Annotated in this window: 12 protein-coding genes; 8 read left to right on the top strand and 4 right to left on the bottom strand. The window is 66.3% G+C overall.

The window, feature by feature from the left end; all coding sequences use genetic code 11:
* Positions 1–198 precede the first annotated feature (198 nt).
* Both dinB and AD89_RS0107465 read left to right on the top strand, forming a co-directional pair.
* Positions 199–1,434, top strand: a complete 1,236-nt coding sequence (gene dinB / locus AD89_RS0107470) for a DNA polymerase IV (protein WP_025777981.1) — start codon at positions 199–201, stop codon at positions 1,432–1,434.
* 131 nt (positions 1,435–1,565) lie between these two features.
* The gene (locus AD89_RS0107465) at positions 1,566–1,973 is read left to right on the top strand and encodes a DUF3040 domain-containing protein (protein WP_025777980.1); all 408 of its coding nucleotides are present in this window, start codon (positions 1,566–1,568) and stop codon (positions 1,971–1,973) included.
* 79 nt (positions 1,974–2,052) lie between these two features.
* Here AD89_RS0107465 and AD89_RS20465 read toward each other — a convergent pair whose 3' ends face one another.
* Positions 2,053–2,187: a hypothetical protein gene (locus AD89_RS20465; protein ID WP_269320679.1), complete on the bottom strand. Its 135-nt coding sequence runs from the start codon at positions 2,185–2,187 to the stop codon at positions 2,053–2,055.
* Between the two features lie 9 nt (positions 2,188–2,196).
* Between AD89_RS20465 and AD89_RS18290 the strand changes: the two genes are divergently transcribed.
* On the top strand, positions 2,197–2,721 hold the full coding sequence (locus AD89_RS18290; RefSeq protein WP_231488523.1) for a YdcF family protein: 525 nt from the start codon (positions 2,197–2,199) through the stop codon (positions 2,719–2,721).
* Between the two features lie 169 nt (positions 2,722–2,890).
* Here the strand turns inward: AD89_RS18290 and AD89_RS0107455 are convergent, their stop codons facing one another.
* From AD89_RS0107455 to AD89_RS0107445, 3 genes are read right to left on the bottom strand one after another with little or no spacing between them, the layout of a single operon-like run.
* A complete protein-coding gene (locus tag AD89_RS0107455) occupies positions 2,891–5,419 on the bottom strand; it encodes a transglutaminase family protein (RefSeq protein WP_025777978.1) in 2,529 nt (842 codons plus the stop codon).
* Positions 5,416–6,672 (bottom strand): DUF58 domain-containing protein, encoded by a 1,257-nt coding sequence (locus AD89_RS0107450; RefSeq protein WP_025777977.1) that lies wholly within the window; start codon positions 6,670–6,672, stop codon positions 5,416–5,418. Before AD89_RS0107450 ends, AD89_RS0107455 begins: the two co-directional genes overlap by 4 nt.
* 4 nt (positions 6,673–6,676) lie before the next feature.
* On the bottom strand, positions 6,677–7,666 hold the full coding sequence (locus tag AD89_RS0107445) for an AAA family ATPase (RefSeq protein ID WP_025777976.1): 990 nt from the start codon (positions 7,664–7,666) through the stop codon (positions 6,677–6,679).
* A 461-nt stretch (positions 7,667–8,127) separates the two neighbouring features.
* Between AD89_RS0107445 and mraZ the strand changes: the two genes are divergently transcribed.
* The 5 genes from mraZ to AD89_RS0107420 all read left to right on the top strand — a co-directional run bounded on the left by mraZ (position 8,128) and on the right by AD89_RS0107420 (position 13,688).
* On the top strand, positions 8,128–8,559 hold the full coding sequence (mraZ, locus tag AD89_RS0107440) for a division/cell wall cluster transcriptional repressor MraZ (RefSeq protein ID WP_025777975.1): 432 nt from the start codon (positions 8,128–8,130) through the stop codon (positions 8,557–8,559).
* A 172-nt stretch (positions 8,560–8,731) separates the two neighbouring features.
* Positions 8,732–9,697 (top strand): 16S rRNA (cytosine(1402)-N(4))-methyltransferase RsmH, encoded by a 966-nt coding sequence (rsmH, locus tag AD89_RS0107435; RefSeq protein ID WP_025777974.1) that lies wholly within the window; start codon positions 8,732–8,734, stop codon positions 9,695–9,697.
* Positions 9,694–10,260, top strand: coding sequence for a hypothetical protein (locus tag AD89_RS0107430; RefSeq protein ID WP_025777973.1), 567 nt, complete (start codon positions 9,694–9,696; stop codon positions 10,258–10,260). Before rsmH ends, AD89_RS0107430 begins: the two co-directional genes overlap by 4 nt.
* A 75-nt stretch (positions 10,261–10,335) precedes the next feature.
* Positions 10,336–12,117 carry a peptidoglycan D,D-transpeptidase FtsI family protein gene (locus AD89_RS0107425; protein ID WP_025777972.1) on the top strand — a complete coding sequence of 594 codons (1,782 nt, stop codon included), beginning with the start codon at positions 10,336–10,338 and terminating at the stop codon, positions 12,115–12,117.
* Complete coding sequence (locus tag AD89_RS0107420; RefSeq protein WP_081770371.1) at positions 12,117–13,688, top strand: UDP-N-acetylmuramoyl-L-alanyl-D-glutamate--2,6-diaminopimelate ligase; 1,572 nt, start codon at positions 12,117–12,119, stop codon at positions 13,686–13,688. Before AD89_RS0107425 ends, AD89_RS0107420 begins: the two co-directional genes overlap by 1 nt.
* Position 13,689: the final 1 nt, after the last annotated feature.

The following is a 13,689-nucleotide window of genomic DNA, read 5'->3' as shown; positions in this document are numbered from 1 at the left end:
GGCCGAGGCTGCGGAGGTCGAGGTCTCCGGGGAGGCCGAAGGGGTTGATTCGGCCGTGTTTCCATCGGTTCCCGAACAGCCTGCAAGAGCGAGAGCGGCGACGATGGGCAGTGTCATGACAGCGGTGCGCGATACCATGTTTCAAGAGTACCTGGACTGTTCGGCGGAGCCGAAAGGAACGAACGCGAGGGGCAGGCGATGAGTCGGAAGCAGCTGGCACGATCCGGAGGTGATCTGAGCCGATTGGGCACGGACGACGCTGGTGCCACCATGCTCCACCTCGACATGGACTCGTTCTTCGTCTCCGTCGAGCTGCTCAGCCGTCCGCACCTCGTCGGCCGTCCCGTCATCGTCGGCGGGCGCAGCGGCCGCGGAGTCGTCGTCTCGGCCAGCTATGAAGCGCGCGAGTTCGGGGTGCACGCGGCGATGCCGATGTCGCGGGCCATGAATCTGTGTCCCATCGCCGAGGTGATCCCACCCTCCCACGGCCTGTATTCCTCCTACTCCCGCCAGGTCTTCGATCTCGTCGCCGAGGTCACTCCCGATGTTCGTCAGGTCAGTGTCGACGAAGCCTATATCGACGTTGCCGGAGCCGTGCGACGACTCGGCTCTCCGGTGGAGATCACCACCCAGCTGCGTGCCCGGATCCGGGAGCGGACCGGACTGAGCGCCTCGGTCGGCATCGCCGTCAGCCGGGTCGTGGCCAAACTCGCCTCGACCAGGGCGAAACCGAACGGTCAGCTGCTCGTGCCCGTGGCTGCGACCCAGGAATTCCTCGACCCGATGCCGATCGAAGCTCTGCCGGGAGTGGGGGAGAAGACCCAGGCAGGATTCTCCCGCTACGGAATCCGTCTCATCGGCGACCTCGCCGCCGTGGACGAGGACTGGGCCGCACGCGTCTTCGGTGCCCACGGCCATCAGCTGTGGAGGGCCGCCCACGGACAGGACTCCTCCGGTTTCGACCAGCAGGCCAGAGAACACTCGATCAGTGCGGAGAACACCTTCGGTGAGGACATCTGGGACATCGCTGTGCTCGAACACGAACTGCTGCGTCTGGCCGACAAGGTCGCCTATCGGGTCCGTGCGGAGGGGAAGGTGGCCACGAGCCTCGGACTGAAGTACCGCCTCGGCGATTTCACCACCCTGTCGAGGTCGGTGACCCTGGCGGCTCCGACGGATCTGGCCAGGGAGATGTACGAGGCCCTGCGCCCTGCTCTGCGCACGCTGCGCGAGCAGCGCTCTCAGGGCGTCAGACTGCTCGGAGTCAGGGCTGCCGGCCTCAGCGATTTCGCCGTCACGGGACGACAGGCCACCTTGGACGAACCAGTTCATTCCGGACGCGACGCCGAGGTCGCCCTCGACGAGGTGAGACGCCGGTTCGGCAGCGAAGCGATCTCCCAGGCTTCGCTTCTGCGCAAGCCTCCCGAGGCCTGAGAGCGGGTGAGCGGGAGCACAGTCTGAAGACCCCGTGGGAATCCGGCTCCTGACAGCCTGCGGAGATGTTTTTTCGGGCCTCAGAGACTATGATTGAGTGAAGGACTTGAGAAGCGAAACGGGGGTTCGAGATGCCACTCTCCGATCACGAACAGCAGCTGTTGGATCAACTGGAGAAGCAGCTGCGCAGTGAAGACCCTCGTTTTGCGCGGAATATCTCGGAAACCCAGGCCGCTGCCACGGGTCCCGGGTTCTCCGCCAAGCGCTTCGTCCTCGGCATCATCGTCGCTCTCGCCGGACTGGCCTCGACGATCCTCGCGATCTCGCTCGTCTCCAGCTCCGTCTGGTGGATCGCCCTCGGCGTCGTCGGGTTCGGCCTCATGGTCGCCGGGATGTACTGGGCGTTCAGCCGTCCCGGTCATGTGCACACGACTCGGACGGACTCTCGGAATTCCGGAGGCAAGGCCGGCGCCAAGGGCAGCTCCGGATTCATGAGCCGGATGGAAGACCGGTGGGAGAAGCGCCAACGCGGCGAATGAACCCGGTCTCGGCGATCAAGGCACTCTCGATATGAGGGTGCCTTTTTCAATGCCGGTCCGCGTGCTGGTGAGTGCCGGTTCAGTCCTCGCCGTCTGTGCCGGTGTCTTCGTCTTCGCCGAGGCGGCCCACTGGCGATCGAGTCACCGCCGACTGGGAGACTGTGATGTCGCCGATCCCCGCAGGCGCCGCAGCGGTCGGTGCGCGAGTCGTCACACAGCGACCTTGCGGACGGCGGGCAGCGACCAGATCATCGTGGTCCTCGGATATGCCAACCGCGGGCAGCGGCCGAACGGAATCAATCGATTCCGGGTCCGCGCGGGTCTGCGGTCGATCGATCCGAGGGCGCGGTCGAGCCTCCTCATCTTCTGCGGAGGAGCCGTCGCGGGCAGAACGTCGGAGGGGCTCATCCTCGAACGCTTCGCCCGGGACGAACTCGGCTTCACCGGTCGAACGGTGCTGGAGGGGCAGAGCACAACGACGTGGGAGAACATCGCCAACGCGATCCCCATCATCGATCGCGAACTCACCCCGGCCACAACGATCAGCATCGTCTCGAACTCCCACCATGCCGAGAAGGCGCGCGACCACCTGTGGCAGATGCGCCCGGACCTGGCACGACGACTGGTCCGCGGGGGAGACTACCGATTCGGAGAACATCCGCTGGTGAAGCCCATCGCCGCCGTGCGCGGACTGCTCGCGTTGCGTGCACTCGATCGAGAGGACGCGAAACACGCGGCAGGGCACTGAGGTGCCACGCTCTCGCACTGAGCTCCCAGGCTCTTGGATTCTGCGACGAGCCGCCTCGCGGGGCGAGCCTGTCGTGGAGGATGCGGAAGCGAAGAGGCGGCCCCGCAGGACCGCCTCTTCGTTCACCGGCCAGGATCGTCAGGTATCGGCCAGGATCGTCAGCTCATCGTCATTTGGGACGATTGAACAAGCTGGCCGGCCAGATCTTCGCGGAGATCCGACCGCCCGGCGTGGCTCGCTCCGACAGGTCCGTCTTCACCTCGTCGACGAGCGCACGCACCTCGGAGTCGTCGAGAGACTCGGTCGCGGCACCGTAGCGCTGGGCTTCGAGAGCATCGACGAACGCTCCCAGGGCAGAATCATCACGGCCCGTCTCGGTCGGTGTCGACGGAGCCGGACTGCTCAAACGTCGCAGCCGTTCATCCGAACGATCAAACGTCGAGGAGTCGGCGCCTTCTGCGCTCTGCCCGGCGGCACCGGAACCGGCAGCCGCCTCGGCGGCGGACTTTCGCGTCGGTTCGCCGGTGTCCGAATCGATCTCCGGCGCCGTGGAGCCGGCATCCGTACCGGCCGAGCTCGAAGCATCGGCACCCCCGCCGCCGGCGCCACCGGCAGCTCCGGCCGCTGGGACGGCACCGGCGAGCACGAGCTCGTTGAAGCGCAGAGTCCGACTCGAATCCAAGCTCTGCCCGTAGTCGGTGGCCAGAGCACGGACCTCTGTCCACACCGCTTCGAGGTTCTGCGGATCCTTCGTCCGGCGTGAGCGCAGGATCGAACGCCAGATCGCGGGCAGTGCGGCGAGCAGCAGCAGGACGAGCACGACGACTGCGATGCCGACGACGGTGCCGAGATCCGAACCGGCCGGCTCCGCGGCCTGAGTGCTCGTCTCCTCCTCGGTGGGCCCTTCGGAGCCACCGGTCGGTGAGGCGGACTCGGTCGGCTCTTCGCTCGGGCTCGCCGACTCCGACTCCTCGCTGTCCTCCTGCTGGCCGGCACCATCGGCGAGAGTCCACTTCGGCGGATCGCCGGCCGGCCCGCCGGGGGTGGGTTCGAAGCGCACCCAGCCGGCGCCTTCGAAGTACAGCTCCGGCCAGGCATGCGAATCCTGCATGCTCACCTCGGTGCCGTCCTCGGCCTCGTCTCCGCCGGCGTATCCGACACCGATGCGGGCCGGAATCCCCATCGTCCGGGCCATGATGCTCATGGCCGAGGAGAACTGGACGCAGTAGCCCTTCTTCTCGGCCAGGAAGTCCGAGATCGCATCGCCGCTGGCCCGGTCGGGAGCATCGAGCGAATACTCGAAATCGCCGCCGCGGAAGTACGCCTGCAGCAAGACCGCGGCCTCCCACTGGTTCTCTGCATCGGCGGTGACTCGTTCTGCCGTCTCCTTCACGCTCGTCGGCAGGGAATCGGGGACGGCGAGTTCGGTCTCGAAATCGCTCTCGGACACCGGAGTCGCCGACTGCAGATCCGCGACATCGGGATTCGGGGACAGATAGTCCATCGAATACTGCAGACCACCGGTCTTCTCACCGTTGCCGACGATCGTCAGGGTCTTCTCGTCGAAGATCCACCGGCGACCCAGATCCTTCGGCTGCTGCGGAGCATACGGAGACGGCAGGTACTGCTGATCGTAGTTGTCGCCGACGGCGACGCTGATCGTCTCTTCCGTGAAGTTCTTGTCCCGCGGCAGCCCTGCCGGCCACGGCATGCCGTCGCTGGCGATCGCGAAGGGATCGAGGCTGAATGGACTCGGTGCCCAGTTCTCGCCGTCGAAGTCATCGATCGAGGTCAACCGGATCGGATCCGCGTCCTCATCCGTCGTCTGATAACTGAACAGCGGCGTATCATCACGATCGCCGAGGTTCTGGCGCAGGTTGAGGAACGGGTTCGTCACCGTCAGATCTCCCTGGCCCTTCGATGCCCGATCGGGCAGGGTCGGCACCGGCGGCAGCAGAACGGGCAGGCCGATGCCGATCGCCAGAGCCAGAGCTCCGGCCAGGATCGCCGTCATCCCTCCCCGCCATCGGGTCGCGGGCAGATACGGGCTGAGCATGAGCAGCAGGAATGCCGCGAGGATGGCGACCACGTGCCACCACTTCACCTCCTGAGCGGCGAAGTAGACGGGGATCATCCACAGCACGAGCAGCAGCACGCCACCGACCTTCGGCGCCCGCAGATCCGAGACGAGACCGTCGATGAGGATCGTGATGAGGGTGAAGGCGATCGTGAGCATCGCGATGAATCCCGGTGTGCTCGCCGCCGGGGGAGCGGTGGCATAGAGGTCGCTGACCCCTTCGGAGAGCAGATCGATCACCGTCCCGAAGGACGCACCGGTCGGGATGAACCCGAGCAGCAGCGAATCCCCGGCGCAGACGACGAAGACCGCGAGGAGGCCGGCCACGCACTGGGCGATGACCGCGGTGCCGGTCGACCGCAGCACCGGCACGGTGCGGAACACCGCGCCGACGATGACGACGACGGCGACGGCGACCAGCACGGGCGGCAACCAGGCGAAGTCCCTGAACACCGCCGACACGGCGAGAGCGGTCAGGGCCATGGCGATGAAGACGACGATCGCTTCGAGCCAGCCGGTGCTCGGCCGCTCATCGCTCGTCGACACCGGCGCCGAGTGATCCTGTGCCGGAGGTCCGGAATCGGCTCCGCGCGGACGGGCGTCAGGCGTATCGAGACTCATCGGCGCACCCCCTGCGGAGTCGAGCTCGCGCTGCCCGGAGCCGCAGAGGCTCCGGCGCCGGCAGTTCCCGGTCCGGGTTCGGCCGAGGTCCGACCGGTGCCGCTGCGAGAGCGCTTGGACTCGAACGTCGTCCACGACTCCGGCAGGTCCTCGCTGAGACCGAGCATCGTCAGATCGTCGATCTCGCTGAGAGTGCGCAGAGTCACCGGCACGCGGCGGGAGAAGTGCGAGGCGAGTTCCTGCCCGCGCTGATCGCCGACGGAGCAGATGACGATGTGGTTGGGGTTGTCGTGTGAGGGCAGTTCGACCCTGCCCGGGCGCACAAGGGCGGAGAGCAGACGCAGCTTGTCGATCTCGCGAGCTCCTTTGAATCTGATCTGGTGTCCGGGAGCGACGACGTTGACCTCGTAGTCGGCCTTGAGGAACGCGGTTCCGGCCGCGGTCGCCGCGGCCAGCAGGAACTCGATCTCGAGATCGCTCGGCTCCTCGGCGCCCTCATCGGCGACGAGGTCGATGAGGATGAGCGAATGGAGCGTCTCCTCATCGGCTTCGTGTCGGACCATGAGCTCGCCGGACTTCGCCGTCGAGGGCCAATGCACGTGCCGGAGGTCATCGCCGGGCACGTACTCACGTGTGTGGAAGTCCCGAGTGGTATGACCGGTGCGGACCTTGCCGTCGTCGAGGCGGGCGGGCCGGATCGACGAATCCTGCGGGATGCGCGCGGGCAGGATCGGCACGGACACGGCCACGGGGAAGGCCCCGTGAACCTTCTTCTTCATCTTCACCAGGCCGAAGGGGCCGAACACGGTGATGAGGACCGAGTCGATTCCGGAGACACCGCGGCGATTGGGGGTGAACGACGTCAGCACCGTCTGTGATGCCCCGTGGGCCAGAGCCGGAACATCACCGGAGGTGGAGTCGCCGAACCCTTCGGCCGGAGTGAAATCGATCGTCGCGGCAGGGATCGCGAGCTGGCCGATATTGGTCACGTGCGCCTGGACTTCGACCTCTTTGCCTTCGGCGGCCAGCGGGTAGCGGTCTCCCGAAGGAGACAGCGCCACCTCGTGGAGGTTCGTGCTCATCGTGATCGACACCCGCCGGGTGCCCCACAGGATGAGCAGCGCCGAGAGCAGGACCAGGCCGAGCAGCAGCAGACCGGCCGGAAGCAGACCGGGCAGCGCGAAGCGGTAGGCCGTGATGATGAGGGCCGCCCCGGCCAGGACGAAGATGATTCCCGAAGTGCTCAGTCGCATGTGGTCACTGGTTCGTCGAGACGGGCACGCGGGAGAGCACCCGACCGATGAGGTCGGCAGCCAGCTCCGCGTCGTCTCCGTCGCGGGGGATGATGCGGTGGGCGAGGATGTACGGAGCCAGAGCCTGCACATCGTCGGGAGTGACGAAGGTGCGACCCGACAGGGCTGCGCGCGCCTTCGCCGCACGCAGCAGGTGGACACCGCCGCGCGGGGAGCTGCCGAGCAGGATCGCCGGATCGTTGCGGGTGGCATGGAGGATCGCCACGATGTACTCGCGCAGCGCCCGGCTCGCCGAGACGTGGCGGACGATCGTGCGCGCCTGAGTGATCTGCTCGAGGTTCGTCACCGCGGCGGCGGCCTCGAGGGGATCGTTCTGGATCTGGTTGTCCAAGAGGTCGACCTCATCGGACGTCGCCGGGTATCCCAGGGAGATGCGGGTGAGGAAGCGGTCGCGCTGCGCCTCGGGCAGAGCGTAGGTGCCCTCCATGTCGATCGGGTTCTGAGTGGCGACGACGATGAACGGAGTGGGCATCGGATAGGTCTGCCCGTCGATCGTCGCCTGGCCCTCCGCCATGCACTCGAGCATCGCCGACTGCGTCTTCGGGGACGCACGGTTGATCTCATCGGCGATGACGATGTTCGCGAACACCGGGCCCTGCCGGAACTCGAAGTGGCGAGTCTCCTGGTTGAACAGGTTCACGCCCACGACGTCGGTGGGCAGCAGGTCCGGCGTGAACTGGATACGGCGCACGGAGCCGTCGACGACCTTGCCCATGGCACGGGCCAACAGGGTCTTGCCGACGCCGGGGACGTCTTCGAGGAGGACGTGTCCGCCGGCGAGCAGAGCGATGAGCGAGAGCCCGACGGCCTCATCCTTGCCCTCGAGGACCGCGTTCATCGCTGTGCGTGCCCGCGAGGTCAGATTCTGCACCCACTCGATGTGCTCGGCGCCGATCACGGAATTGGTCTGTGTACCTTCTTGGCTGGTCGACATACCTTCCATTGTCCCTGAAAGGCGGCACCCCAGCCACACGAGTTTCTTTCAGCTTCGCCGCTGCCCATCCCTCCCCGCCTCCATCCGCTCCCCGAGGCGATCCCCACTCCACTCCCCACCACCTTCCCCACTTTCCTCCACGCGGACCCTCCACTTTCCTCCCCACTCGCCTCCACCTCGGTGCGGGAAATCGCCTGCGATCCCCGGATTCTCGCGGATCTGTGCCGTTTTCATCGTCCTCGCCGAGGCGGCCCACCGCCTCGGCGGACCCTCCGTTCTCCCCGCGACCGACACTCCCGCGACGCGCCTCTGAGAAATTTTCCCCACTTTCCTCCACTTGTCTGACCTGGGAAAACAATTGGTCCGGAGCATCGGTAGGGCGAAAAGCTGGAATCTGTGGAGGGAAGTGGAGTACTGTGGTTGCTATCGGAGCCGATGGGTTTCGAAAGGGGTGAGACGACATGTTCTTGGGCACTCATATGCAGAAGCTCGACGACAAAGGTCGCCTCATCCTGCCCGCAAAGTTCCGCGAGGAGCTGTCGCCCGGACTCGTTCTGACCCGTGGCCAGGAGAACTGCCTCACCCTGTTCCCCACCACGGAGTTCGAAGCCGAGCACGCGCGAATCCAGAACGCGCCGAAGACGAATAAGGAAGCCCGCGATTACCAGCGTGTGTTCCTGTCGGCGGCATCTGCGGAACAACCGGACAAACAGGGACGCATCACGGTCCCGAACATATTGCGGCAGTACGCATCACTTGATCGGGAAGTCGCAGTGATCGGCATGGGCAATCGGGTCGAGATCTGGGATGCACCGACCTGGGAGGACTACCTCGTCGGCGCTCAGCAGGCTTTCGCCGAACGCGAGGAGGAGGTGATCCCCGGAGTGATCTGATTCTGCTCGGGTTTGATCCTTGCCCGCCGTGCTCGAGTTTCGGGGAACTTCCCCGTTTCCGAAGCTCGGACGTCCTGACACACTTCCCCGGTGGCAGGGCCACGGCGGTCAAGGTTCTGGCTCCAGCAGCGCACACGCCCCCGACACTCACACCCACACGAAGGACTCGCGCATGACATCTCAGCAGCACGTACCGGTGCTCCTGGAGCGCGTGGTCGAACTCATCGGCGTCGGCGTCGAAGCCGCTCGGACCGCCGGACTCACCCCGGTCGTCGTCGACGGCACCCTGGGGATGGGCGGGCACGCAGAAGCCGTGCTCACGGCCTTCGACGATGTCCACCTCGTCGGCATCGACCGTGACCTGCAGGCCATCGACATCGCCGGCGAACGTCTGGCCCCCTTCGCCGATCGCACCGATATCGTCCACGCCGTCGACGATGAGCTGCCCGACGTCCTCGCCGACCTCGGCATCGAAGCGATCAGCGCGATCCTGCTCGACCTGGGAGTCTCCTCCCTCCAGCTCGACGAAGACGAACGCGGCTTCTCCTATTCCCGACCGGCACCCCTGGACATGCGCATGGATCGCACTCAGGAACTCACCGCAGCAGAAGTGCTGGCGACCTACTCCGAATCCGAGCTGCGCCGGATCCTGCGCGAATACGGCGAGGAGAAGCTGGCCGGCAGGATCGCGAAGATCATCGTCACCGACCGGGCCCACACCCCGTGGGAGACCTCGGACCAGCTCGCGGCCATGCTCTCGCGAGTGATTCCGCAGACGAAGAAGCGCTCCCACCCCGCCAAACGCACCTTCCAGGCCCTGCGGATCGAGGTCAACGACGAACTCGCAGTGCTGCGGACCGCGCTGCCTGCGGCCCTGGAGGCGCTGCACGTCGGGGGAGTGGCCGTCATCGAGTCCTACCAATCGCTGGAGGACACGATCGTGAAGAAGACCTTCCGGGCGGCCACGACCTCCTCGGCGCCGCCGGACCTGCCGGTCGTCCCCGAGGAGCACCAGCCCTGGCTGACAGAGATCATCAGGGGCGCCGAAATGGCCGATGAACACGAAGCAGAGACCAACCCGCGGGCGGCGAGCGTCCGCCTGCGGGCAGTGCAGAAGATCAGGGAGGCACGATCGTGAGGAATTCTCAGGCGACCGCGGGTCAGCCCCACTTCACCGAACGCTTCCGCCGGCTCGAAGAGGCCGGTGGCCAGCAGGGCGGAGCGAAGCTGCGGCTGCTCAAGTTCGAACTGCCGAAGTCCCGTCTGCCCTTCTCGATGCTGTGCGTGGGGATCCTCCTGGCCACCGTCGTGGCCGTGCTGCTGCTCAACATCTTCGTGGCCAACACCTCCTACAAGGTCGACCAGCTGACGAGTCAGAAGGAAGACCTGGCCGAACAGAAGGACCGCCTCGTCGAGGACAACTCGTACCGCGAGTCCCCGCAGAACATCGCCCTGGCCGCCGAGGAACTCGGCCTCGTCAGGGATTCCTCACCGGAATTCCTCGATTCGAAGACCGGAAAGCTCATCGACGCCCCCGGCATCGATGTCAGCGGTGAGAAAGAGCCCACAGTCGTGCCCGGCCCGCGCGCCGATACACGTGATGACATCCGACCCAATCTACGATCGGATGAGAAGCTCCCGGTCGTCGGGGGCAGCCCGAGCCAGGACGTGGCGGCTCCGAGCCAGGAGGCACCGAAGTAGTCCGAGCTCACCGGGACCGGGGAACGGCCTGACCGAAACCTTCGCCGACCACACCAAGGACCGAGGACTCAAGCAATGGGCTCAACCACAACCCGACTGAAGAGGAAGCGCAAGGGCGATGGCCCCAATCTGCGTCTGCGGATGGGCTTCATCGCCGCAGTCTCGGTCCTCGTCCTCCTCATCACCTCCGTCCGGCTGGTGTCGATCCAGGGCATGGACTCGATGAAGCTGGCGGAGAAGGCACTGTCGAACCGGCTGGTCACCCGGACGCTGCCGGCCGAACGCGGACAGATCCTGGCCGCCGACGGCACCGTGCTCGCCGACAGCGTCTCCCGCTACCAGCTCGTCGTCGACCAGCAGAACGTCGCCCAGTACGAAGTCGACGGCGAACTCGTCGGGGCGTGGGGAGCGGCCGAAGCCCTGTCGAAACCGCTGAAGACCGATCCCGGTGTGCTCTACCCCAAACTCGTCGGCGACAAACGCTGGAACCCTGTCGCAAAGGGTCTGACCGCAGAGACCTGGCGTGAGGTCAAGAAGCTCGGAGTCCTCGGCATCTCCGCCGAGGAATACGCGGTGCGGTCGTACCCCGCCGGCGGCGTCGCAGGCAACCTCGTCGGCTTCCTCAGCTCCGACGGCACGGCCCAGGCCGGGCTCGAGATGGCCTACGACGAAGAGCTGTCGGGCACGGACGGCCAGCAGCAGTACGAGCGCGGTGCACGGGGAGAGATCATCCCGCTCGGCGACAACAATATGAAGGACGCCGTCGACGGCCAGGGTCTGCAGACGACCATCGATCCGGACCTGCAGTACTACGCACAGCAGGCGATCGAGGAGCAGCGGAAGAAGCACAAAGCCGAATCGGCATCCATCGTGATCAAGGAGGTCAAGACGGGACGCATCATCACCGCCGCGGATGCTCCCACGGTCGACCCGAACTCACCGGGCAAGGTCGACGGCGACGACCGCGGCTCACGTATCTTCACCGACATCTTCGAACCGGGTTCGACCGCGAAGATGGTCACCGCCGCGGCACTGCTCGATCAGGGGCTCGTCACGCCCGAACAGGAATTCACCGTCCCGGACACGTGGACGGCGCCGAACGACGAAGAGTTCCGCGACTCCCACGACCACCCCGACGAAAAGCTCACCTTCGCCGGGATCCTCGCCGAATCCTCGAACACCGGCACCATCCTCGCCGGAAAAGAGCTCACCGAGGCCCAGCGCTACGCATACATGAAGAAGTTCGGCTTCGGCTCCAGCTCTGGCATCGGCTTCCCCGCCGAGACCGCAGGCATCCTCCACCCGTACGAGGAATGGGACGGACGCACGAAGTACACCGTGATGTTCGGTCAGGGTGTGGCCGCGAACGCACTGCAGACCACCGACGTCATCTCCACCATCGCCAACGGGGGAGTCCACGTGCCCTCCCGACTCGTCGACGGGATGATCACCCCGAACGGCCGGACCATCTCCACCCCGGCCGGCGAGAAGGAACGGGTCGTGAGCGAGAAGGCCGCCGACGAGACCCTGCGGATGCTCGAAGGCGTCGTCGCCGAAGGCACGGGCAAGTCCGCCCAGGTCTCGGGCTACCGGGTCGCCGGCAAGACCGGCACCGCGCAGGCACCGGCGGCCGAGGGCGGAGGCTACGACGGGTACACCGCCTCCTTCGTCGGAGTGCTGCCGGCAGAAGACCCCCAGTTGGCGATCTCCGTGACTTTGCAGCGGCCCCGAAAGGGCTACTACGGTGGGCAGGCCGCAGCCCCCGTGTTCTCCGACGTCGCGGGCTTCGCGATGCGGCACCTGAAGATCCCCCCGTCGACCGAGAAACCCGAGCTGCCTGCACGAGAATGGAAATGATGCGTCTTTCACAGCTGCTGCCGATCGCCCCCGGCACCCTCCACGGCGACCCCGAGACAGAGGTCACCGGAGTCTCCCATGACTCGCGAGCGGTCTCACCCGGCCAGCTCTACGCGGCACTGCCGGGCGCGAACGTCCACGGTGCGAAATTCGCCCCCGAACTCATCCGCGGCGGGGTCGACGCCGTCCTCTCCGACGACGCGGGGTGGCAGCTCATCACCGAGGCGCTGAGCGCGGACGAGGCCGGCAGGCAGCTGCTCGGAGGCGTCACCGCTCTCATCGTCGAAAACCCTCGCGCCGTGCTCGGGTTCGTCTCCGCCGCCGTCTACGGGACCACCTCGGCGCCGGAGCTCATCGGTGTCACCGGCACGAACGGAAAGACCACGACGACCTACCTCGCCGATGGGATGCTCGAGGCGCTGGGGCACCGCACCGCCGTCATCGGCACCGTCGCCATCCTCATCGCCGGCGACACCGTGCCCAGTGTGCGCACCACACCGGAAGCTCCCGAACTGCACGCCCTGTTTTCGAAGATGCGCGCGGCCGAGGTCGACACCTGTGCGATGGAGGTCTCGTCCCACGCGCTCAGTCAGCATCGCGTCGATGGGGCGCACTTCCGGGTCGCCGGGTTCACGAACCTCTCGCAGGACCACCTCGACTTCCACAACACGATGGAGGAGTACTTCGAGGCCAAAGCGCAGCTGTTCACCCGTACCTTCTCCGATCAGGCCGTGATCGTCGTCGAAGACGAATGGGGTGAGCGGATGGTCGAGGCTGCGCAGGTGCCGGTGCGCACCCTGGGACGCGACGACCGCAGCCAGTGGCGCATCGAACACACCCCCGGCGTTTCCGACTTCGTGCTCCACCTCGACGACGGCCAGCGCGTCCGGCTGCGCTCACCGCTGCCCGGCGACTTCAACGTCACGAACACGGCCCTGGCCGCTTCGATGCTCATCGAAGCCGGCGTCAGCGCCGCGGACGTCGATGCGATCGGCCGCAGCTTCGCGGCCACGGTGCCGGGACGGATGGAGATCATCGACGTCTCCGGACCGCGGGCCCAGCGCGAATCCCACCCGGAGCTCCTGCCGCGGGCCATCGTCGACTACTCCCACACCCCTGATGCGATCGCGAAGGCGCTTGCGACCCTGCACGCCGACTCCGACGAACTCATCATCGTCTTCGGCGCCGGAGGCGACCGTGACCGCGGAAAGCGCTTCGGCATGGGACAGGCGGCGGCACGCGAGGCCGATGTGATCGTTCTCACCGACGACAATCCCCGCACCGAGGATCCCGACACGATCCGCGCCGCTATCAGGCAGGGGATCGACGCCGAGGTGGATGCGGGCCGGGCCCGTGTGAAAAAGATCATCGAGGTCCCCGACCGCGGTGCCGCCATCGACGAGGCGATCGCAGGAGCAGACGCCCGCGCGACCGTGCTGATCGCGGGAAAGGGGCACGAGACAGGCCAGACCGTGGGCACCACGGTCACCGATTTCGACGACCGGGCCAGGACACGCTCAGCGCTGTCCATGCGACTGGGCGGCGCACAACCAGGTAAAGTTCACAGATGAT

Source organism: Brevibacterium sp. VCM10 (genome assembly GCF_000583215.1).
Lineage (GTDB): Bacteria > Actinomycetota > Actinomycetes > Actinomycetales > Brevibacteriaceae > Brevibacterium > Brevibacterium linens.
The sequence above is the reverse complement of the archived record's forward strand: the minus strand, read 5'-3'. Positions and strand labels throughout refer to the sequence as shown.